26 protein-coding genes are annotated in these 21,419 nt (G+C 48.3%); 12 read left to right on the top strand and 14 right to left on the bottom strand.

All coding sequences use genetic code 11. The features are described 5' to 3' along the window. Positions 1-178: 178 nt before the first annotated feature. On the bottom strand, positions 179-316 hold the full coding sequence (locus tag U2F10_RS02875) for a hypothetical protein (protein WP_499870615.1): 138 nt from the start codon (positions 314-316) through the stop codon (positions 179-181). Between U2F10_RS02875 and U2F10_RS02870 the strand changes: the two genes are divergently transcribed. The 3 genes from U2F10_RS02870 (at position 293) to U2F10_RS02860 (ending at position 1,549) form a co-directional block, all read left to right on the top strand. Then, positions 293-814, top strand: coding sequence for a hypothetical protein (locus U2F10_RS02870; protein ID WP_499870614.1), 522 nt, complete (start codon positions 293-295; stop codon positions 812-814). The two genes, U2F10_RS02875 and U2F10_RS02870, sit on opposite strands and share 24 nt — an antisense overlap. 178 nt (positions 815-992) lie before the next feature. Then, on the top strand, positions 993-1,172 hold the full coding sequence (locus tag U2F10_RS02865; protein WP_499870612.1) for a hypothetical protein: 180 nt from the start codon (positions 993-995) through the stop codon (positions 1,170-1,172). Continuing rightward, complete coding sequence (locus U2F10_RS02860) at positions 1,172-1,549, top strand: hypothetical protein (protein WP_499870611.1); 378 nt, start codon at positions 1,172-1,174, stop codon at positions 1,547-1,549. The genes U2F10_RS02865 and U2F10_RS02860 overlap by 1 nt, the downstream gene beginning before the upstream one ends. A 273-nt stretch (positions 1,550-1,822) precedes the next feature. Here the strand turns inward: U2F10_RS02860 and U2F10_RS02855 are convergent, their stop codons facing one another. Continuing rightward, positions 1,823-4,018 carry a phage terminase large subunit family protein gene (locus tag U2F10_RS02855; protein ID WP_499870609.1) on the bottom strand — a complete coding sequence of 732 codons (2,196 nt, stop codon included), beginning with the start codon at positions 4,016-4,018 and terminating at the stop codon, positions 1,823-1,825. Further along, positions 4,018-4,686, bottom strand: a complete 669-nt coding sequence (locus U2F10_RS02850) for a hypothetical protein (RefSeq protein ID WP_499870608.1) — start codon at positions 4,684-4,686, stop codon at positions 4,018-4,020. Before U2F10_RS02850 ends, U2F10_RS02855 begins: the two co-directional genes overlap by 1 nt. 220 nt (positions 4,687-4,906) lie before the next feature. Between U2F10_RS02850 and U2F10_RS02845 the strand changes: the two genes are divergently transcribed. Next, positions 4,907-5,260, top strand: a complete 354-nt coding sequence (locus tag U2F10_RS02845) for an immunoglobulin domain-containing protein (RefSeq protein ID WP_499870606.1) — start codon at positions 4,907-4,909, stop codon at positions 5,258-5,260. Here U2F10_RS02845 and U2F10_RS02840 read toward each other — a convergent pair. The 5 genes from U2F10_RS02840 to U2F10_RS02820 all read right to left on the bottom strand — a co-directional run bounded on the left by U2F10_RS02840 (position 5,241) and on the right by U2F10_RS02820 (position 9,147). Continuing rightward, positions 5,241-5,582 carry an NblA/ycf18 family protein gene (locus U2F10_RS02840; protein WP_499870605.1) on the bottom strand — a complete coding sequence of 114 codons (342 nt, stop codon included), beginning with the start codon at positions 5,580-5,582 and terminating at the stop codon, positions 5,241-5,243. The two genes, U2F10_RS02845 and U2F10_RS02840, sit on opposite strands and share 20 nt — an antisense overlap. Positions 5,583-5,639: 57 nt before the next feature. Further along, entirely contained in the window at positions 5,640-6,323 is a 684-nt protein-coding gene (locus U2F10_RS02835) for a hypothetical protein (RefSeq protein WP_499870603.1), read from the bottom strand. Positions 6,324-6,784: 461 nt separating this feature from the next. Next, positions 6,785-7,054 (bottom strand): hypothetical protein, encoded by a 270-nt coding sequence (locus U2F10_RS02830; RefSeq protein WP_499870602.1) that lies wholly within the window; start codon positions 7,052-7,054, stop codon positions 6,785-6,787. Positions 7,055-8,279: 1,225 nt separating this feature from the next. After that, positions 8,280-8,819, bottom strand: coding sequence for a hypothetical protein (locus U2F10_RS02825; protein ID WP_499870601.1), 540 nt, complete (start codon positions 8,817-8,819; stop codon positions 8,280-8,282). A 64-nt stretch (positions 8,820-8,883) separates the two neighbouring features. Next, positions 8,884-9,147, bottom strand: coding sequence for a hypothetical protein (locus U2F10_RS02820; RefSeq protein WP_499870600.1), 264 nt, complete (start codon positions 9,145-9,147; stop codon positions 8,884-8,886). A 20-nt stretch (positions 9,148-9,167) separates the two neighbouring features. On the opposite strand from U2F10_RS02820, the gene U2F10_RS02815 reads away from it, so the two are divergent. After that, a complete protein-coding gene (locus U2F10_RS02815) occupies positions 9,168-9,323 on the top strand; it encodes a hypothetical protein (RefSeq protein ID WP_499870598.1) in 156 nt (51 codons plus the stop codon). Next, positions 9,323-9,841, top strand: a complete 519-nt coding sequence (locus tag U2F10_RS02810; protein WP_499870596.1) for a hypothetical protein — start codon at positions 9,323-9,325, stop codon at positions 9,839-9,841. Before U2F10_RS02815 ends, U2F10_RS02810 begins: the two co-directional genes overlap by 1 nt. Before the next feature lie 121 nt (positions 9,842-9,962). Here U2F10_RS02810 and U2F10_RS02805 read toward each other — a convergent pair whose 3' ends face one another. Next, on the bottom strand, positions 9,963-10,628 hold the full coding sequence (locus tag U2F10_RS02805) for a phage minor tail protein L (protein WP_499870594.1): 666 nt from the start codon (positions 10,626-10,628) through the stop codon (positions 9,963-9,965). Positions 10,629-10,754: 126 nt separating this feature from the next. Here U2F10_RS02805 and U2F10_RS02800 point away from each other — a divergent pair, with 126 nt between their 5' ends. Genes U2F10_RS02800 through U2F10_RS02780 form a run of 5 tightly spaced genes read left to right on the top strand, consistent with a single transcriptional unit; the run spans position 10,755 to position 15,510 of the window. Further along, the gene (locus U2F10_RS02800) at positions 10,755-12,332 is read left to right on the top strand and encodes a hypothetical protein (protein ID WP_499870593.1); all 1,578 of its coding nucleotides are present in this window, start codon (positions 10,755-10,757) and stop codon (positions 12,330-12,332) included. A 3-nt stretch (positions 12,333-12,335) separates the two neighbouring features. Continuing rightward, on the top strand, positions 12,336-13,856 hold the full coding sequence (locus U2F10_RS02795) for a hypothetical protein (protein WP_499870592.1): 1,521 nt from the start codon (positions 12,336-12,338) through the stop codon (positions 13,854-13,856). Beyond that, entirely contained in the window at positions 13,857-14,573 is a 717-nt protein-coding gene (locus U2F10_RS02790) for a hypothetical protein (RefSeq protein WP_499870590.1), read from the top strand. A gap of 2 nt (positions 14,574-14,575) precedes the next feature. After that, positions 14,576-15,019: a hypothetical protein gene (locus U2F10_RS02785; protein WP_499870589.1), complete on the top strand. Its 444-nt coding sequence runs from the start codon at positions 14,576-14,578 to the stop codon at positions 15,017-15,019. Positions 15,020-15,024: 5 nt separating this feature from the next. Beyond that, the gene (locus tag U2F10_RS02780; protein WP_499870588.1) at positions 15,025-15,510 is read left to right on the top strand and encodes a hypothetical protein; all 486 of its coding nucleotides are present in this window, start codon (positions 15,025-15,027) and stop codon (positions 15,508-15,510) included. On the opposite strand, the gene U2F10_RS02775 is transcribed toward U2F10_RS02780, so the two are convergent. From U2F10_RS02775 to U2F10_RS02755, 5 genes are read right to left on the bottom strand one after another with little or no spacing between them, the layout of a single operon-like run. Further along, positions 15,507-17,480, bottom strand: a complete 1,974-nt coding sequence (locus U2F10_RS02775) for a hypothetical protein (protein WP_499870586.1) — start codon at positions 17,478-17,480, stop codon at positions 15,507-15,509. The two genes, U2F10_RS02780 and U2F10_RS02775, sit on opposite strands and share 4 nt — an antisense overlap. 21 nt (positions 17,481-17,501) lie before the next feature. Then, on the bottom strand, positions 17,502-18,230 hold the full coding sequence (locus U2F10_RS02770) for a hypothetical protein (protein WP_499870585.1): 729 nt from the start codon (positions 18,228-18,230) through the stop codon (positions 17,502-17,504). Between the two features lie 17 nt (positions 18,231-18,247). Further along, positions 18,248-18,634: a hypothetical protein gene (locus U2F10_RS02765; RefSeq protein ID WP_499870583.1), complete on the bottom strand. Its 387-nt coding sequence runs from the start codon at positions 18,632-18,634 to the stop codon at positions 18,248-18,250. A 34-nt stretch (positions 18,635-18,668) separates the two neighbouring features. Beyond that, entirely contained in the window at positions 18,669-19,841 is a 1,173-nt protein-coding gene (locus U2F10_RS02760) for a hypothetical protein (protein ID WP_499870581.1), read from the bottom strand. Continuing rightward, positions 19,841-20,104 (bottom strand): hypothetical protein, encoded by a 264-nt coding sequence (locus tag U2F10_RS02755; protein ID WP_499870579.1) that lies wholly within the window; start codon positions 20,102-20,104, stop codon positions 19,841-19,843. The genes U2F10_RS02760 and U2F10_RS02755 overlap by 1 nt, the downstream gene beginning before the upstream one ends. A gap of 330 nt (positions 20,105-20,434) precedes the next feature. Here U2F10_RS02755 and U2F10_RS02750 point away from each other — a divergent pair, with 330 nt between their 5' ends. Further along, on the top strand, positions 20,435-21,415 hold the full coding sequence (locus U2F10_RS02750; RefSeq protein WP_499870577.1) for a hypothetical protein: 981 nt from the start codon (positions 20,435-20,437) through the stop codon (positions 21,413-21,415). The last annotated feature ends 4 nt before the right edge of the window (positions 21,416-21,419 follow it).

Raw genomic sequence — 21,419 nt, 5'->3', positions numbered from 1 at the left:
CCGTTCAACACGCGTTCAAACCTCCATCCCCCTAGCCCTTCTCTCACCTCTCCATGTTCCTGATATCAGCAATCCTCCACGGTGACGACATAGAAAAAGCCCTTGATCAGGCCAAAGCTGCTCATGTAAGACGAACAAAAAACGGTTACCACAGAGATTTTCCGAGTTTTCTGTTGTCTCAGACCAGGGATAGGTGTTTTCCAGAAAAAACATTACCTGCCTCCGCTTCTCCTTCCTCTACCTCTTCCTTTAACCATCCTCCCTCATCATCATCATCATCATCCCCATCATCATGATTACCTTCGAAACTACCCACTCGCTCACCATCAAAGAAACTATCTATTTCACAACTCTGGCACTCCGAACCTATTACACCCCCTCCGACTGGGACAGAGTACTGACCCTTTGGAGTGACAACGCGGGTAAATCCCCTCGTGCTGAGTACTCTCTGGAAAGAGAAATCGCGGATTTCCTGCGTGATTACGGCACAAAGGAGCTACCCAGAAAAATTTGTCGTCGGCTGCTTGACCCCACTCAGGCCGCAGACCTGAAATACTGCGTCTATTTGAACTTTACTGAGTTAGACCTCTACGAGATGAAAGCTCAAGAGATCTACAATCTGATAGATGATTATTTGAATCCTAATGTTGCTGCACCGGATCGGGAAGTGCTGGAATTCGCTGTACAGCAATTGAACAAATGTGAGTTGAGACCTGAGTATCAAGGACTCTACGAGGATCGACTGTTCGAGCTGAACAGGAAAATTACGAAAGCTGAAGACGACCTAATAGAAGAGGAGTTCGAAGCGAGCTAGAACTAGAAAAATCTATGGCCAAACCTTTATCAAAGACCAATATCAAACGACGATTAATCCTGCGCTTAATGAACCAGGATGGCTTGGACGCTGTGACAGCAGCACATGAGGCCGACAAGATCATGAAACAGTTAGCGCAATCCAAGAACAACTAGCAAGACAAAAGGAGTCCAAAATCATGACTACTCAGAGAGAAGCTCTCAAAGTAATTAAAGCAGGCGGAAAGATCCAGAACAACATCCTGCTTGATGGTGATGGTAGGCCACAAGGGAGGCTGACGAATGGTCAATTAGAGAAACTTCTAGGTAAAGGTTTAACTCGTAGTGTCGGGTACGACCAGACAGAGACTATACAGTGATGCTGGCAGAAAAGAGTCCAAGAAAAAATAGCGTCCACCAGAAAAATTTTTCTTCTTTCCCCTCAATAATGAGCAATACTCGCGACTACATCTTCATAGGAAATTTTAATCCTGGCAACGGAGGTGATAAAGAACTAGAAAATTTTTTACAGACATTAGGATGTATGTACATAGCAGAAAAATCTAATCATGTGTGGCAGTGCACAGGTAGCGAGATGCTTCCAGACGACATTTATATCGCCTATGAAGAATTTGAATGGCAGGAAAAACCCCGTATAGTAGTAGTAAATTCTCTCTACTACTATGAGAACATCAAAATGATTGAAGAACCGGGAGTGCTATTTGACCAGTCTCTAAAAGACTGGTGGTACGAATGATTGGAGAACTCGATGAGCTAGCTCAGCCCCTGCGACCGAACTGCTTAAGTGGAGAATAAATAAAATGCTAAACGAAGAAGACCAGTACAAGCTAAATGCAACCAGATTAGGGTTCAATATTGAGCGACCTGGGTACTAGGAATTCGCGCTAGACAGCCGTAAAATGGTCATTCGAGAAAACGAATTGTGCTTAGAACATTTTGGAAAAGAGCGCTGCCACCTAACAAAGCTCCAGAAAAACTTTATTGACGAATTACTTGATGAAGAGGGGTACTAACCCTTGCGACCAAAACGTCTACCTTGCGATCGCACTCCCCGTCTCCTGCTAGATCTCCCTCCAACCGCTCCACCTCTAGGCTGATAACCTCCTAACCCGGCTGACCCACCTCCACCCCTCCCCATCACGCTAACCAACCCGCCAGGAACATAACCGCCGCTTCCACCTCCTTCGCTATCTCCACCCTCACCCCCTTGGCTCAGCCAAACATACAGAGCCGCCTCGGAAAACATATCTGCATAGTAGAGACCGTTCGCATTCTGATCGGCCTTTTCCCATTTCCCGCTATCCGGATCACATTTCACCCCCATGTAATGACGAAGAGGTGAGCGCTCGGTCGGCGATGAAATCCAGCGAGTCCAGTCGTCGGGTAAACGAGTGAGTGGGTGCCCATCATCAGCCACCAGAAAAAAATTGTTCATCACATGCCGGAGAAATTTTTCATTCCTGATGAGGATACAGGGGATTTTGCCGCTGTCCTCGACGAATGATTTTTTGTAGGCATCTCCCAGACCAGTGCGTTGATCCATCATGGCCAGGGTGGTGGCTCGTTGGATGTCTCCCGCAAAGGTGCGATCGGGCTCATTATCGATGCCTCCGTATTGGACTTGGAACTCTCTGAGTTTGCCTTGAAGATGATGCTTTGAGACCTCTCCAGAAAAAAGAACCGTTCTGACCGCTTTCTCCATCACCTGGGCCACCGGCATGCTCTCCCAACCTAATGGTAGAGAAACATCTTTGATGAGCGTATGATAGCCCGATCTACCCTGATCGATTCCTGCCAAACGGACTTCTGGGAAACGAGAGGCAGGAGGCGCTGCGATCGCACGTTCCAGAATGGCAAGGGTCAATGCTGTGGCACCTGGTTCCGTGGAGTGGCCTAGACCCTGCTGAACCCAGTCTGCGGCATTAGCCATCTCCAGACCATTTCTGATAAGGTCTGCAGCCAAGTTAATCTTGCTAGCACGAAGGAGGGGGCCATAGTGGAGTGCAACTCGATAGCGTTTAGAGGGTATTTCCTTAGGAAGCTGATCGAGAAAGTCCCGAAGCCAAATGCCCGAGTGGAGATCTTTGAAACGAGCCTGAGTTCGAGAGCGTTCTGTCAGCTCGACCTCACAATGGGGACAAGCGAAATAAGCCGAGCCGATCGGATCTTCGGGGTCGTGATGGAACCACTCGACCGGGCGATTACTCTCAGAAACGTAGGCAGTGACCTTTTGACCGTATTGGTTCTCGCGCTCGAATGGCTTGAGCAGGGAGCCGAAGGCATCTACAGGGTAGAACTCGCCACATTCCTCGCACTGGCCATGGGGGTAGAAGTGGTAGTCGGCGGCCCTCACTTCTTTCTCCACACCGAGCCCAGCACCAGGGGTTCCCCATGAGCGAACGGGTTTGGTTGCGATCGCAGAGTTGTCTAAGCGACGATAGGCCACATCCACGGCACCAAGAGGCCATTGGGAACGTTCTTCCTCCAGGAGCCAATCGCCCGACCAACCAGCAAGTTCACTGGATACCGCAGACTTACCTTCACGTTGTGATTGGTCTGCCGTGGAAGCGAATGAGAAAATTGAGTTCACCCCTCCAAGCATCTTACGAGAGGCGTTAACAGTATCTTTGGAACGATCAAAGTCGATGCCATCGGCGGCTTTCATGGAGTCGAGCCAGTGGTCCATGATGGGACGAAACTGGGTAGCAGCGAATTTGGTGCGAGCTTCCTTCTTGTCATACACCATGCCGAAAACGAGTCGGCCTGTGGTTTGGATGTCGCAAGCGAGGAGGATAAACGAAAATGTCTTTCCTAATTGTGAGCAAGCCTGAACCGACAGATCGGACAATCTCGCGTCCCCCTCTGCCTCTAACAATTCTTCAAACCAGGGGGTCCACTCAATCGGGTCACCCTCCTCGGTCTTACCGTACTTCCTAACCCTTTCAACAAAAGGTTTGCCCCCCTGGGTCCACTTTTCCTTAAGGAACGCCTCACGCTTGGCCCGATCGGATGTGGAGAGTTCTGCGGCTGCACCAAGGATAGCCGCAGCCAGGCCGGTGGATTGGGAACCTAGGAGATTGGAGCGGAGAGAGGGGTCAGAAATGGACGTGTAGTTTGTCTCATCAAAGCCTTCCGTGACGACTGGTGTATCGTCAGGAACGGGTAGAGCTATCAGTTTTTCTATGAGTTGGCGTTTGGTTAGCATTACTCCTCTTCCTCCTCAGGTCCCCCGCTCCCTTCAACCAACTGATACCCTGGCACAGTCATCTCCTCCCCGACCACTTGAGCCCGTTCCCGCGCCAACCCTACGCCCTTAGCCAAACACTGAGCCACTTCCTGGAAGATCTCATCTGAAAGGCCCTGACGAAGAATGGCCAGAATGTTTTGGACTTCAGATTCCAACCGTTGGGTCACAATCACTTCGGTCGGAGCGTTGGAGCCAGTAAGCTTGGAAATGGAATCAATACTCTGGCGAATCTCCTTAGCCAGCGCAGTAACCTGGAAAATCTGGCCAGGTGAAACAAGAGGAACCCCGTTCTCCCCGATATCAGGGTTCAAATCAACATCAAAAATCTCCAGATACTTATCCAAAATCTGCATGTTACGCTCCAATCGCATAATCTGGAGCGTGCCAAAGGACTGATGAGTATCCCGATGGAACAGTTGCTGGCACTCTACATACCGAGCGTAATCATCTCGCAGCGTCTGAGTGCTTAAAGGGAAACCGCTTGCGTCTGTGTAGCCCTGCTCCGCAAGCTTACTGGCCAATGCCCGGTTAATCTGGCCCCCAGATCTACGATGCAAAAAAACTGCTTCAGCCCTTTCATCTATCTCATTACGACGGTACCCAGGAGTGACTCTCTTAGTAGGCATCAGCAAAAGTTCTCAGTGTAACAATCACACGAAGGCAATGTAACGTTATGCAATAAAAATCAATTAATGAGTAAAATTTTGCTTCATGTGTGATAAGCGATTAAGGATGAGGGAACAGGGATGGACGTAAATACAGGAAGATGAGCGTCGCGATCGTACTATTGAGGAAGCCCCTTAGTAAACTCATCAGTAGTCTAAGTCTACACTATCCTCATCGCTTATGCCCTACCCTATCATCCCTCTTGAGATCTACTACAGCAATCCGATCAACCAGACTCCCCAGTTTACAAGGATTGAGATGGGTCGAGGCGGGGTGGTCCATCGGAGCCGCTCGCAGATCATCAATAATGCGCGCAGAAGCTGGAGTTTTCAAGGTGTGCTGAAGAACCGAGATGCCGTGGAGGACTTTTTGCGGGACAGGAAAGGGAAGCCTTTTCGATATGAGGGCGGAAATTACACCTGTTTGGATTGGGACTGGGAATGGCTGGTGTTTGTGAGTGATGGAGCCGTGGCGAAGGGAGTGTGGCGGCTGACAGGGACCTTCATGGAGGACTTTAATCCTGAGATTCTTTAGCCTTCTGGTCCCCTTCTCCACTCATCATCTGAATAATGAAGCCCAGCTGCTGATTAATCGCACTTACGGATAAAAGCTGCTGGGCCAACTCTTGAGAAAGTTCATGTTGCGACTTTACATGCTCCATTAAACATAGGATCGCATTATCCTTAACCATCATTTGGCGGAGCGATTCGAGGATAGACTTTTGAGCTTGTGCAGGGGGTAGGAGTTTGACTTGCTTTTCGAGAAGTTTGAGCTGAAATTCCTGTTCCAAAGTGATTTCTGGCTCGGGAGATTGAGAAGGAAATGACGAGTCGTCGAAGGATTCGGGAGGTCTCATGGCGAGGGAAGGGGGTGAGAGGGGTGGGCGAAAAAAGAATCTGTGTCTTGCAAAGTCCTAAACCGACATGAACAACTCGCCATACCGTTGACGACAAAAATCAACTCGCTCATTATGTGCTGTATGCGCAAATTCTGGCTCAAACCCTTGGGAGTCACATAGTTGCCTAATGAGCCGAGCTGTATCTGACCGCCCATCAGACCAGGTCATTGCCTTACGAGATAAAGCCAACTGCTCCAAAAGCTCCTTCTCCGCTTCTGAGATTTCAGAAGCCCTCAGAGTTAGAACTTCTTCAGCTCGTAGTAACTCCCCGATCTGAACACCGCGCTGACCAATGACATACATCATCTGGTACATATTCTGAGAACTGGTCTGCTCTCGCACAGCTCTCAGATGGAAATGGGTGCACACTTCAGAAATGCCCAATCGTTTAGCGACCTGCTTAGGTAACAACCCTTTAGAAAGGAGTGCCAAAACCAAACCTCTGCGAGGACCTACAACAATGGGTGGCAGAGATGAGGGGATATCTTGCCCCATCCAATACAAAAGCTGCGGAACAGATGCAGCCCCTACTCTATTGCAGGCCCGATGACAAACCTGACTTACAAGGCTCTCGTCCGATATCCAATGCTTGGTGGCGATCTGACGTTGAGTCAAACCTTCAGCGCGATCAGCAAGATACAGACGCTGGGTTGATGTGAGGCAAGTCGGAATAAATGGGGTTGTGATAGACGAAAACATGAGATGAGGGGGAGGGGTACAAATGAGAATGGATTCCAGCCCGCTTAACCTTCGTAGTCTTGAGCGATCGCAAAATCTGCATCTACTCGAACGGGGTAGCCCTGGTGAAGATCCAAGCACCTCCAAGGGAGTAGCTTGGATCTTGCGGAGAAATGCTGACCCATTTCTCCGTGTAACACGAACCTCAATCTCATTTTTTAAATCCAAAACATAGAGTTGTCCGAACGTAGCGTTTCTGGTGATTTGAAGCATGAGGATGGGTAAGGGGGTGAAGGATGGATGGAATGCGTAGTGCGCGGTCGTCACTAATGGGAGCGATGGAACAGTAGCAACGGCCAACATCTACCTTGTAATCTCAATAGTAATCTTAACTTACTATTTCTGATTACAGCGCGCAAGATCGGGCAAAGAGCCGAGGAGAAGGTGAGTAACGGGATGGGAAAGTGCGTGAAATCAGTGGCTCAATAATCAGCATCTTCTGGATGGTGTGCGTCTGCTAAGCGGCAGGCTTGAATCCAAATATCAGTGGAAACAGCGGAGGTAATTTGGGCGTTCCCATAGAACTCACTCTGGATAAGCTTGGCAAGTTGGTTGTTTCTGCGCGTCGCTGCGCTTGTACGAGCTCTCCCCTGGATATGAGGAGGGATTGAGCGCTGAGCAATGGAAAAGATGAGATCTGATGCAGAGTGCTGCCAATCTCGTGGTAGTAGGTCACGACGAAGGTTAGGCATGGGATGAAGTGGGTTGGGTTAAGGGCTAAAGCTGTAGAGGGGGACGGCACTTCTGCAGATGGTGAGATCGCCCTGTACAGGCTATGTAATCTTTTTCGTATTCCAAGCTTACACATTCTAGTCGCGTTTGTCTACACTTTTTGCCTTACAGGTCCTGAGACCTCAGGGGGAAGGGGGGAGGGGCTAGGAGTGTGGTGGTGAACAGGAGGGGAAAGTAAGGAGGTGAGTGAGAAAGGGAGGGGAAGGGGGAGATTCTTGATTCCTGTTCGCCCTATGCCCGTCCGTCGCCCCTCCCCTTTCCCCTCCTGGGTTGGTGGGGAAATAATAAGCGCAAGCCCAAGGATGAGAGGCGAGCTATAGAAGGGTCCTTGGGAAGGGAGAGGTGGGGTGGTGAGAGGTAGAGGAATAAAGGGAGTGAGTGAAGTGGGGATAGGTGATGGCAGTGAGAGAGGAGTGTGCCAGTTCCTTAGTTAAGGACGCTTTTATTATTTAGTGCAAGAATGAAAAAACGAGGGGTTGTCTCTATTTTTTCACTACTTTTTTGGGCCTCTTTCTTCCTTTTCCTCTTCCTTTTTTCTATAAATTAGTCGGCGATTTTTGAAAAAAGGAACACAGAGTATATAAGAAAGCTTAAAAGCCTTGATATATAAGGATTTTTGATCAGCAAAAATCCTGTGAACAATTTTACCGGGTAACATTTTACCGGGTAACATTTACCCGGTAAAATACTTAAATGTGCTTGTGTGTAGTTCAAAGTCCCGCTGCAAAAGACTTTGAAATCACCCGGTAAGTTTTCAGATTTACCGGGTGATTTCAAAGTCTGTTCACAGCTCCTAAGAATGGCTCTGAAAAATATAGGATTTACCGGGTAATCTGAAAATCACCCGGTAAATCCTATATTTGCATTTAGTTGCTAAGGGCTTAATCTGAAATTTAATTTACCGGGTATCGGCTATTTACCGGGTAAATTTTACCGGGTAAAAGAGATACCCGGTAAAATTGTGAACAGTTTTTGTTTTACCCGGTAAGTTATAAAGCTCAGGCACAGTAGTTATTTGAGAGGTTCTGTGAAAATTTACCCGGTAACCCGTGAACCTTTATACTGCTGTGCCAGCCTCCTTATCATCATTTACCCGGTAAATCTCAATAAAAAGACGCGGGGACTCAATCCGTCCCCGCGTCTTTTTATTGAGATTTAAGAGCTTCTCGTTTATCCAGTGAGCTGTTATAGCTTTGGTCGGAACCGCAAAAGCCATCCTTCCCCTGGATATTTGCTCACCCTGTCAACAGGGGCTACCTTTTCAAACGCTTTGCTAAACACGGAGCGTTTGGTGAGATAAGCAGCGTCAGCATCCATGTACATCCAATCTTGGTACAGCTGGTGGTACTCCTTTTGACAAGCTTCTCTAGGGATATCCTGTTTTTTTACCTCCAGCCATCTTGCAACGGAGTGCTCAGCCTCTTCATTTGATGGACCTTTTGAGGACGATGGGACGACCTCATCGTCCTCTTCTTCAGCGTTTGCTGACTCTACTTTTTCCAAAGAATCTGGCGGTTCGGCACTGACTAGGACCTGGCCAGACTCCACCAGCTGGTATTTTCCCTCATACCATGCCTTGAAGAATTTTCGGTACGCAGGTCGGTCTTCTCCGTGGGTGTAGCCCAGCTCCATAACCATGTCCCCAAACCATGCAGACATGTGGTCGCCCATGTGGACATCCAATCTGTCTTTCCGACTGATTTGCTTTGACTGGCGAGTATTCATTGCGGCTCCTTAGTAATCGAGTAATGGTTTGCTTGAAAGGGTCAGATGCACCAGCTGAGCTTTCTTAACCGATCGCCCTCCAATCGATCTTCTCCGCTTCAGGTAGTCTCATCCACCATCCTTTATCTCGGTTCCGTTTTACCTTCTCAGTTCCTGCTGCGACGATGTATTTCGAGAAACCAATCGCCTTCAATGGAGTTTTATGCTTTTTATCCCTACACCACTCTCGATATGCCGAATAAAAGTCCTTAAAATATCCTTCCCTCTCTTCTTTGCTACTATCTTCCACCCATTCAAATAGCCAGGCCATGGCTGTGTTGTTACTCACGATCCACTCCTGAGGAGTTTGTGAAAAGCGGGCCTTCAGCATTGGTCCATACTGAAGATAGAAAAGCCATTAGCGTAGAGCTGATGGAATTAGATTATCACGATAATAACGGAGACCTGCTGGCCCTGTTTTGGATAAATGGTGGTCTTCCAGAGGCTTGTTTTTGGAGCGAATAATGATTTCCAAAAGAAAGAAAGCCCACGCCTATGATCGCGACGGCACGATCATAGGCTCGCATACCGATTGGGCGGCCAACCATCCGCGGCACATCAAGATGCCCTACAACCAGCAACTCTCTCAGTTGGCCCTAAGTCTCCCCCAGGACGAGCCGATAATAATCATCAGCAATCAGGGCGGCATCCAGTGGGGGTACAAGAGCCCCACAGCGGTGATCAATGAGATGCGTTTTCTCATGCGGTTGCTCCCTATTGCAGCCGCATACTTCTGCCCTGATGACGGGCAATCTTGCTACTGGTGCACTCGGCTTGACTGGGGCCTGGTGCGTGATGAAGATAATTATAGAAAGCCTGGGGCTGGCATGGCTCGTCTTGCTGAGCGCCATGGCTACGAGATTCTCAGCTACACAGGGGACCTTTCCGGGCAAGCGGACTATGCGAATGGGAGAGATAGCGATCGCATGTTTGCTGCGGCAGCTAGGGTCCCGTACTACGATGTGCGGGAGAGGATCCAATAAATCCCTAACTGTTCTCTCTAGCCAGCAAGAGCTTACGCCATCCTTTCCCATCCATCGGAATACTGGCTGGCCTGTCGTGCCATTGGGAAAGTGAAGTGCTGTCTGTGCCGTCCCCCATTCATCACCGTCGCTGCAGCCCCGGAAACCCGCTATGTCTCAACACTCCATTCGCCCCAAATCTTAACCGACAAGCCTCAATACTCTTCGCACACTTATCCTCACTCTCCACTAGAGTCCGCTTATTCCCCAACGTGAACCTTGCGCTCCCGTTGTACCCACAGGTGTCAGCATCCCTATACTTCCAAACACAATTCCTTAGACAAATCCTCCCCGGAGTTTTGGCCCCATCAATGTCGATCGGATTTGCCAACAAAAACACAACCACTTCCCGAGGGATATGTTGCTCCCTACGAGCAATCAGGAAATCGGCCTGAGCAATGATCGCAGTTGGATCGGCTTCAGGCTGCCCGTCGAGATAGCGTTTCTGCGTCCTTGTAATCCTTACCGAGGCTCCTTCCATATTGTTGTAGAGGAGGATGAGGTCCGTGATGATGCCCTCGGGGTCTCCTACGCTTAGTGTGGGTTCCGGTTGAGTTCCATCACTCGTGAATTCGATGGAGTCGATCTGACAGGGGATTGGCTGATAGCCTTGCCGACCGAACTGAATCCCCACATGGTTTGTGAAGCGGAAGGAATCAAATGGGGAGTCCGGGTTGTAGCCTGAGACTGCAAAGAGGTCGATGAATGTGTCCTGGGTGAGTTCCTGGAGGTGGGCAACGGCTGACATGGAGGAAGGCGGGAGGGAAGACGGAAGGAATAGGGGGTCAGATACCAAGGACAGGCCACTACAGTATAGTAGTCCATTCAGTAAACTTAAACTACTATACTGTAGGCAATGGTCGAGGATTTCTCAATGGCACCCCCCCCCCCACTCAGTGGCCACTTCCCATTATTAACAAAGGCGAATTTTGCCTCATCAGTGATCGCTACTAATGTGCCAGTTGCGCCGATTCTTTCCGTTGATGGAGAGCGGTTACGGGCAGATACCAATACAGGTTCAGAATCCCCCTTTAGTTGGGTTGAGATCCCGGTTGAAGGTGGGCCATTAGATTTAAGTTCGGCTATTGTTGAGTGCCTGGTTGAGCAGAACTGGGGAACCGGTCGTGATTTCTCGATTGGGTTTTCGTCTGGTGTGACTCCTGATGAAAACTGGCAGGTTTGGCGTTGTCCAGGCGGTCTTACTAACAGACGAGTGCAGTATTTTCTAGATCCGAGTTCTACAGATTTTTATCGTTCTGCGGGTATATTCGACCCTACAGACGTGCGTCGATTCCGGTATCAGTGGAATGGAAACCAGAGTGATCGCAATGTATTCTTCACCGATGAACCGATTTGGATTCCTAAAAATCCGGGCTTGGTTGCTATTGGTGGAGACGCCTTAACCCCTATTACAGCTGAAACATTTGGAGATTTCCTAGCTTTACCCACTAGTGAGGGTGGGTACCATAGTGAAAGTATTGAGGTGACGTCCCAGCAGGGATTTAGTGATTATCAAGCTCTACCGGTTAGTTGCTCCATTGGTGATGGGGTTAGTGCTCAGGTTACACGTTTCGATTCAGCTGTTCTCAAAACTCCAGATCCTACAGATGTGAGTAGTGGAACTGTTGAGCCAACCGTTGCGATCGCAAGCACAAACCGCATAATAAACACCTCATCATCTGAGAGTTTTAGTGCCCTCCAAGTTATTGGTCTATCTGCTGCGGATGCGTTTCAGGATATTTCCCCTGTTTCAAATGTCTACACAAACTTTTTTGTTAGAAGCCTAGGTGTTATCGATCTTGGACAAGGCGATTATCAGGGGCGGATTTCTCAGGCTTTCGGTGTTGTGCAGGGCGGTCGAAATTTAGCGCTCAATTTCAACGGTTCAACGGCTCAGCACACCTATACATGGAATGGAGCAGCAAATCTATCAGGGTCTGTGTTTGACAGCCCTGGTTCAGATTATGCGATTACTTTCGAGGGGACTGAGTTTGCTGATGGTGCAACGTTTGAGGGCAATGGTCTAGTTTTTACCAACAATCCATCAATTAATAAATTTAGGCTTGATGCAGCGGGTAAAACTTTAAATTTCAATGCAGGGAGCAGCGGAATAGTATTGGCTGACTTCGATATTGTTGCAGGGTTGCTCAATATTGTTGCAGACCAACCGACAATCACATTTCAAAACATCCCGTCCGGCGGGATATTCACAATCTGGGATGACGAGAACTCAGACCCTCAAGACCTGGGAACTGCCTTGCAAGTGACCGACCCAACACTAGGAACAGATATTGTTTACACCGGAGATGGGGGTAATGAGGTGAGGTTACAGTTTGTCCCGAATACGGGAGACAGTGCAGTTTACAAGGAACTGAACTTGTTGTTCACCATACCAGCCCAATCTCAGACGCTTGATTTGTCTAGCAACCTAGCTTTGGAGGATAATCTTTAGACCATGGCCACTCCCCAGTTGATTACAGCAGCGAATCAGGCAACCCTACTGGTCGAATCCACCCAGGGGAGAAGTGGAACTCCTGATGGAAATATTTATTTTGATACGGCCAATGATCTTATTGAGATTATTACCGTAGAAGAGTTAGCCAGTGTTGATCTGGGTTCAGGACCTGAAGCGAACCCGCTAACAAATTCCCTTGGGATTACGCTACAAGCCCTGTATGCTTTTGAGCGTCGTAGCCGCAGGCAAAATACATCCTTGCGAAAGTTCCTGCCAGGTGTTGACGGTGCATTCCAGGATGCGGGTGCATGGGTGTTCGAAAACGGGATTAAGTTGGCAGCGGATGGTAATACTTCAACAAGTGATGACCGCACTAAAATTCGAGGGTCTGGCTGGCGAGAATTTGCAGCTAACGGAAGTATTGATCGGATCTATTTTGGGGTTCGGTCACTCAACAGTATTGAGAGTACGAGTCAACCTTATGTCCAAATTGCGGCTAGCACGAGTGAATCAGATCTACTTGCCGCAACTCCGATTGATGCCTCAAGGGTAGGTCCTCTAGATGAAGCGTTTCAGGTGTTTGGTAGCACTGTTAATGGGGATACAGATGCAGGGGATTTTGATTTCACGACGAGTCGAATTTTAGTGACTAAAGTTCGAACATTTGGGTTTACCCAAGGAGAAGTAACCAGTTCAGGTTCAGGCATTTCACGATTACAAGGGTTTTCTGCTGGTTTTGGTGTAGGTGAAGCAATTAGCCCTACCAATGTTTTCACAGAAACTGATGTTTATGGAGGGTCTGCGGTATCCCCATTTACGGGTGTGCTTTTCACGAGATTAGCCTCTGCACGAACTGAAACAGGGTTTGCCCAAACTGATGGCCAATTCACAGATATTATTAGCAATTCAGCCGCCGCATCTTTGGCTCAAATTCGTGCTCGCATGGATGCGTGGATGCGATTGGACATAGATATAGATGAGAATTCAAATGGATTCTTACCTAAGAGAGTTGCTCCCCTTTATACGATTGATGACCAAGGCCGTTTGGTCACCCGACAAGGATTATTTATCGAGGATGTCCCAACCGCTGACCAACAGTCAATTGTTTTTACTGATGACGCTGGGAATCCGAAAACCTATCCATTTAATGTTCAGATAGACGTTGCAGTCTCTGATGCATGGGTGAACGATTCAAACGGTTGGTATCAATGCATGTTTGTCGATGGAGCAGGTGCACAGGATTTTGATACGACTAATGCAGTGATCGTGAATGATGCTGACGATAACCCAGTTGTTGGGACATCCTCTGATGCTGTTGGAAGTGCAGGTAGCTACCGGATTTCGTTCTCATTTGATTATGATGCGAACGCTCAAGCCGGATTGACAGCAGGTATAGACAAATCAGTCATATTTCTGGCTGAGGGGGATGGAGGTGCTCAAGCTGCCAGTGCCACCATTACAATTACTCGGCAGGCTGTCGTGACAGCTCAGGCATTATCGGAGGCTGAAACAAACCTGTAGATGTCGTTGATCGCCACCGAAGATTATACAAACAAGCGAATTTACTTATCGGTTGAGTCGATCGGTGTGGAAATTGAGCCTATCGATATTTACACCGAACATCGTGAGCGTAGGCACTTGAATTTGAATGGTGAACGTTTGTTCTTGCCAATGGTATCCGCATTCGGTAACGAGCAGATTGGGGCTAACAAGTTTACACCAAGATTCACCAACCTAGCCTCAGGAGTGAAGCTAGTTCCATATGATGTTGCGCACAGTCTTCTGATTCGAGGGACATTAATCAGCACCGTTGACGCTTTAGAGGGTCGAGATTTGTTCGATCGGTCTGGCTTGTCGTCGATTGTTGATATTGACTATCAACCGCTCCAGGTCGAGATTATCACTATCCCTACAGGTGGGGCTTTAACAACACAGCAGGCGTCTCAATTATCTAATTTGGCAGCTACTCTTGAATCTATTGGAGTGTTTTCTATCGCTTCATTAGCAAATGCTCCTAGTGGATCAGGCGGAGGCAGTGCAACGATTGCTAATCAGACTGCAATATTAGCGGCTATTGCTAATCTGCCTACGCTGGCAGAAATGGAATCGAGTGGACCTCTTACTACCATTCCTGACTTAGGAGGCGTCAATACAGCTCTAGCTACCATTCAAACAGCCCTAGAGTCTGTTGCAGCTGATGCTAAAGCAGCCAAGAATTATTCAGCAGCGGGACTATAAGGATGAGTACAGCAGGAATTTATAATTTATGCATCGATAAAGGAACGACTTTTGGACCTGTTACGTTCCGCTTAAAGGACAAAGAGACGAATACCCCCATTAGTCTTGTGGGTCTTGATGTGCGTGCAAAAATACGATCTTCGTATACAGAGAGCACGACGTTAGTAGATCTCACAGCTACTATTACGGATGCTGCTAATGGGGCGATGACCATTGAACTCCCATCAACTACCGATATCCCTGACAACATTTCTCCGTTGAGCTTTGCTCAAATAAAAAATTGGGCTACAAAGTTGACGTTATCGAACGAAGAGCGGAAATTATTTAACACAGGGTTAGCCCCCTATGTCTGGGATTTAGAGACTTATGATGCGGCTGATCCTCCAGTGGTGATTCGCAGGTTGAACGGACTGGTGGCTGTCACATCGGAGGTGACTTCTGGATGAGCACTATGGTAGAAGTGGTTGACCAGGCTCTCGTTGGTGTACGGGTAGAGATTGCGCCAGTAGTAGATATTTCTATTGAAGAGATTCAAGAAATCTCCGTTGAAGTGGAAACTCAGCCTATTGTTGACGTGTTGATTGAGTCTCAACCCAGTGTTGAGGTATCAGTAGAAGATGTAGGCGGAACTACCATTGAGGTTATCACTTCGTCTAGTGAATCGCTTTCTACCGAGTATCAAACAGCTCTTGGAGTGGCTGTGTCACATCCATCTACCCATAAGGAATTTACGTATACAGATGGAGATATCACTCGAATTGATGTTTGGGCCGATGAAACTAAGCTTGTCAAGCTGTTTACTAAGACATTTACGTATTCCAATGACGGTGATTTATTTTTCATCGACACCATTAATGAACAGGCAGAAATTACACTTACTAAAACTTTTGTTTATGTAAACGAGGAACTGACAAGTATCTCAGAAATTTTCAGTTAAAGCAAAAATGTACTTGGACCTGGGTACGTCAGATCTTGCTTGTACTTTTTCAACAGGGCCAAGAACTCAATAATCTCGCCGTGCCAGAATACAAAATATTCTCGGTACGTAGTGCCACTCTCAACGTAGGTAGGCTGCCCAGCTGAAAAGCTTCCTAGCATATTCCCACTTCCCACATATTGACCTCGCACGTAGTCAAAACAAATCTTCAACACCCTAAACGTGACCACTGGATCGCCACCAGCCAAATTCGCGTACAGTGCGGTTCTCCCGATCAAGGATGCTGCATGAGGTTCAGCGTAATTTGCTTGCCCCCGAACATTTTCAGGAAAATCTGTAATGGGTGATTTGCTATTTCTCTCTAGATAATCGTCATCTAGAAATCTAAGAAATTGCATCACGATCTGTTTCAACCGAGTATTGAGCCGATCATTTTTCCATGCATGTGCACTGGCCTCAAGTACTCGAAATGCATAAGGTGCCCAAGCGGTGTTTGGGTCTGGCCCATTCCAGCCGAAATCATTTAAACCGTTGGCAAGGAAATCCCCGTTATCCCAATAGCTCCAGGAGAATACAGGTGCAAACGATCCAAACAAATTACTCGGATTTTTATTTGCATAAGCCGCTTGAGCTGCCAAAAGAAAATCTTCAACTTGGCGTTGCCGGTTTGGGTAGCCCCAAAGTTGCCACATCAGGGGCGATTGATAACCTGCGTAGGGAATCCCGCGCCAATCACTAATTACGCCATTTAGTAGATTCACTGTAAACGGCACTACTCCGGGGTTGTATTGAAGCTCGTCCAGAGTGTTCCCGATTGGTCGAAAATTGCCAACCCATAAGGTGTGTGCTGATCGTTGGCGAGAGGTGATTACAGCCTTATACGTAAAGATTGGAACGTCTAATTGCTCAGGTGGCGCACCAGGCGACGCAAACCAAATATAGGTGGTCGAAGCTCCATCAACTCCTTTGGCTACGAATTCAATAGATTGGAGGGAATCTGTTCGGTTGGGGTTCTTATCATCACCTCCGATCTGGTACATCTGGTCCCAGGTTGGCTGGATACTTACCCACGTTCCACCTGTATCCGCGATATCAAAGTAGAAGTCGTCACCATCCCCATCAATAACCTTAAAGTGGATCTCTGCTCCAGAATGCCTTAACCATAAGCGGGGTGGAGAATTCACAAAAGCTCCTAGTCCATCGAAAACGAGTCCGCCACCGGCAAAACCACCATCGCCATTAAGAGATAACGTGCCAACTAGCCAGGATGCTGAAACCCCATTAAAGGCAAAAGTCTCAAAGGCTTGCCCAGCTGTCGCGGTTCCATCTCCACCTTGATACGTGTAAATTGGGTCTTCAGCAATTTGGTAAAACCAGGTGAGATAATCACCCGACCATCGGATCAATTCTCTCGGGTTGAAGGTGCGCGTTGTGGCAGCACCCGCTGGGCTAAGTTGCCAAAACTGCTTGTAGATCTGATCGAATGAGAACGGGTCGTCATCGATGCTCAGGCCTACCTCAACGATTCCGCCTTGATTATGAGCCGTTTCAGCTTGGATTGTCGTAGCACTATCCACTCCCGTCACGATCGCAAAGTTTTGAACCTCTACTGAAGGAAATGGTCCTATGGGTTTCCCCTCTCCGTCAAACTGCATGGGTGGAGCCGTATTCATATCGAGTCGTAGCCACCCGTCTTTGTCACCCCCGATCTGGCGAGATTCAGAATATCCATTGTCATTCTGGATCAGGATTGATTGGGTGCCTGGGTAGGTGTAGAGATTAGTAGGATCGTCGGATGTCTGATAGTAAAAGGAAAGATTCTCTACGACGGCTGATTGAATAACTGAATGGCGGGTTGCCTCAGCCGCTCTACGCCATGTATCATTACCAGTCTCTTGGAATAGGAACTGGTAGAATTGCCAGCTCCAAATTCCCACATCAAACGCGAATTGTATTTCTGTCGTGGTCATTAGGTGGTAGGCAGGAAGATGCTAGCTGGGTGGAGAATCTTTGTAAGGATGATCGATTGGTAGTAAATCTTGAAATCCGTTATTCCATAGCAAGTAACCTTCGATATTTTGCCTAATATCGACTGGTTGCGCCCCCTCCACGATTACCATTTCGTATAAATCGAGTTCTGCGTGATTACTGTGGCCTCCTCCCGTGCGACCAACCTCTAGCCCTATTGTCAGGTTATTCAGAGGGTTGTTGTCTGAACGCTCCAGTACGCCATTTTTGTATGTTGCGCGGTTTCCAGATACGCTTTGCATCTGGAACAGCATGATCTCTTGATCAGCCATCGGATAAGTGGCTGTTATAAATGATCCTCCTCTGCCAGTAATCTGGGCCGTCGTAGGACTAGAGCGCCGCACGACCATACCGTTAGACGAAGTGGAAGAGTCCAGTAGTTGATTGCGTCCATTGGGCTGACTGGGATTGTGATCTCCCAGTCGCCAAACAATGTAATACGTTAGATCCAAATTAAAGCCGGACTCGATGCTAAGCCCCCCATCGATTCCATCTAAAGAAATAAATGTGGGGCCTTGGATAACTCCCCCTACTGCGACAAAGTTTCTGTTGTTCCCACTAGTGTCAGTTAGTAAGTCACCAGGTTGATACCAAGCGTAGGGACTGATCTGTGCGGGTGTCCAGAGTTGTGGACCTCCGGACCCAAACAACCCCGAAACAAAACCCAATCCTAGATGAAGGAAGCTACTCATCTTCCGACCCTCTCAACCTAGATAACTCGTAAGATAATCTTCAAGTCTGCTGTTGCAGCACTGCTCAGTTTCAGCTGCCAGTCCTTATCAATCTCACCCGCTAGAGGAGCCATCACATTCGCCCCGAATACCCCCCCATCGGCATTAACCATTAGCGTAAATGCCCCATCACTCATCGTTTCAGAAGCTAAAACAACTAATCCATCCCCCGTTCCTCCTAGTTCCCAAGTAATGAACGTGAGCCCTGTGTCGCTTGAAACCCCTCCTGCTGATACAGCTAAGCTCATTAATTTAGTGAGTTTGCCAAATGTTTTTATTGGCACTCGTGCAGACTGGGTTGCGCCAGACGGGATTGATAAGTCGAAGGTTCGGGTATCAGATGTACTTGAGGAGGGGGTAGACATGATAGATAGTGTTGGTTTCTAAAGAACAACTCAGTTAAAGTAGCTTGCGCCAGACTGGGTACGGCTCAAAAAGCTGATTCACTTGAATCACAGGCCCTGAGTACGTGCAATACACTAACTTTGCGGTTCCTGTGTAGCTACTCGTTAGCTTGATTAGTCCAGCTGTTTCCGTTGTCGAAATCGGAGGTGTTCCCCCAGATGCCTCTGTATCGGGGAATATCCGATAATTTTGGCCTTTGAGCTGGAAATCACTTACGAAATACTCAATGGCGTACTCAGTTCCAGCGACTAGTGGAGCATCCACGTTTTGCCAAAGGAGGATCCCATCAGTGGAATACACCTTATAGACAACGGCTAGGAGTTCCCCATCACTCGGGTTACCACTAGGAATTACACCTACACCGTTGGTAAACGTAATTGTCCTTCCAAAATCCCCATAATTTAATGGATCTATCGTATTGGCAGGACCTCGACTCACAAAAGGCTCTTTCACATTAATCAGCCAGTGACTGAGCCAAATTGTACTAAACTCACTTCCTGGAGCTGGCACAGGGTCATTGTAGTAGTACTCGATCAGCGCCTCTCCAAGTGCGATCGCATAGTTCTTCCAAGCTACAACCCCCGTAACAAAGAACGCTTCCATACAAGCTCGACCAAGAGCCGCTTGCCCCTCAGTTGTCCCAGCGCTACCCGGAAAGTAACCCCCACGTCCTAAGACATTATGAAAAGCGTTAACCGTTACGTAATCTGAGTTTGCAGCCAGCGGAAGCGTATCCCTCGTATAAGTTTGAAGCCACTGAAGCGATCCTGCCAGCATCGTATCTATCGCTGTATCATCAATCAGCGCCGCAAAAGCTAAGTTCTCCCCGGTCTCATCCTCAATAAATGTAGCTCTGATTTCCCAGCCGTTTGGGCCAAGCGGAATGGTGTCCCAGCTTTCACAAAAGTAGACCCGCTTAGGCAAATCCGGGTGCGGGCTCCATCGAAAGGCATCCACCCCTGTGTAGAGGGAGAGTTCCGCCACCAGTTGGTCTTTCTCAGCTGTCGTGAGCCCAACCCTAGAAATCTCCCAGGTTCCTGTGATTGTGATGGTGCGGTCAACTCGGGACTTATAACTATCTCCCAATTCAGCCTCGTCAAAAGGGAGGCTGGTCCGTTCCCGCACGCCCCAGGCCGGGGACAAGGTGAGTGTAGGGATTTCAGCCACTAGCCCCCTCCCTTTTGATTCACCTTGTCCCCAGGAAGTCGATCACCGTAGACCAGACTTTCTTTGCCCACACTAACTTCATGAAGTTGTCTGCGCTTTTCCATTACCTTGGATAGCCATCGGTGCAAGGGTTCTAGTAATTCTAAGAATGCATCATTAATCTCAGCTAGCAAATTTACTCGTTCCATGGTCTCTGCCATTACTCGTCCATCTGCTTTGGCCGATGCTGCGGAATCCTGAGCAGCGAGAGCTAACTTTTGCATTTCTTTGAACTCAGATCTCAGTTGTACTACTTCCTTCCTAAGCTCCTCATTCTCTGCTCTCAAGGTTGACAGCTGGTTAGATAGCTTGCCTAGTTCGTTTTCCAAGTTCCCGAACTGTTTCCCGAGTTCTTGATTTGTAGCGGCCAATCGGGAGCTCATCCGGGTGTCTACCAAGGTTAGGATTTTCCGCACTGGGTCAGAGTTCTGCGAAGAGGGCGGATGCAGCTTAGGAGGCGGTGCCATAGAATAGTACTTTAGTAGTCTAATTTGATTGCCGAGTAGACTTAAATTTTTATCCCTAGTATACGCGATCCTCCTCTTTCCCTTCTGATGACTACTCTTCGGATTTTCGAGCCAGGACTATTTCCGGTTGAGATCGATATCTCCAAACGCTGGGGAGCCGATTACACAGTTGTCATTGGGGTTTCCCGAGAGGGGATGGGCTCTAACCATATCGCATTTCGCAAAATTATCACTTTTCTGAGTCGTCGCCAGGTGACCATCCTTGCTCCAGAGGGGGACGGCTCTCGGCTCATGGTTCGGGACGGAGGTCGAGAGAAAAATGGGGGCTGGTCCGCCACCTGGAAGCATACCTATCTCGATGGTCAAGCGCTTTCCCATTTGAAGTGGACTCCGTTCCCGGTTGGGGCACGACTGCGTTTCCACCCTGAGAAGCCTCCAACGGCAGGCTATGCAGTCCAGCTTCTCCACGAGCAGGACACGGACAACACTAACGGTCTAGATACTATCCGGCTCGATGCTGTTCAAGCGTGGGTGGCGATTAGTCGATCTGCCAAAGGGATTGGCACAATGTTGCTCTCTTCCTCTGGGAATGAAGGAATTGCGTTTATCATTCGTCTGGATGCCAATGCTGAGCAGCTTTTGGGGGCCGAAGTTGGGGAGCTTAAGGAGATTGAAGAGAGTTGCATTTTGAATAATTTGCTACCGATTGGCCCGGATAAAGAGCGGCTAGCATCCCATGTTCAGGACGCGATGGTCTATCCAGGGCAAGCATCCTATAGCGAGTATGATTTTGGGGCTGGACGGGTGAAGCTTCGGCTAGAAAATCGCATGATTAACAATCAGTACGCACTGCTTGGGTGGTTGGAGATTTTGGGAGAGGGGAACGGGCAGAGTAGAGGGAACGTGAAGAACAAGAAACCTCAGCTTTCCGATCCTGTGGTCAAGGATTGGAAAGCTGAGGTTGCGAGGGGGCTTATGAGCTGGGCCAAGGATCACCCTTGGCTGGCTGCGATCGTGGGGGCGGTTCTGGGGATTGCGATCGTGGTTGTGCGATTGGCAGGAGATTGATGGG

Source organism: Leptothoe sp. EHU-05/26/07-4 (assembly GCF_043421015.1).
In the GTDB taxonomy this organism is placed as follows: domain Bacteria; phylum Cyanobacteriota; class Cyanobacteriia; order Phormidesmidales; family Phormidesmidaceae; genus Leptothoe; species Leptothoe turfae.
This window is presented reverse-complemented; position numbering and strand designations above follow the sequence as displayed.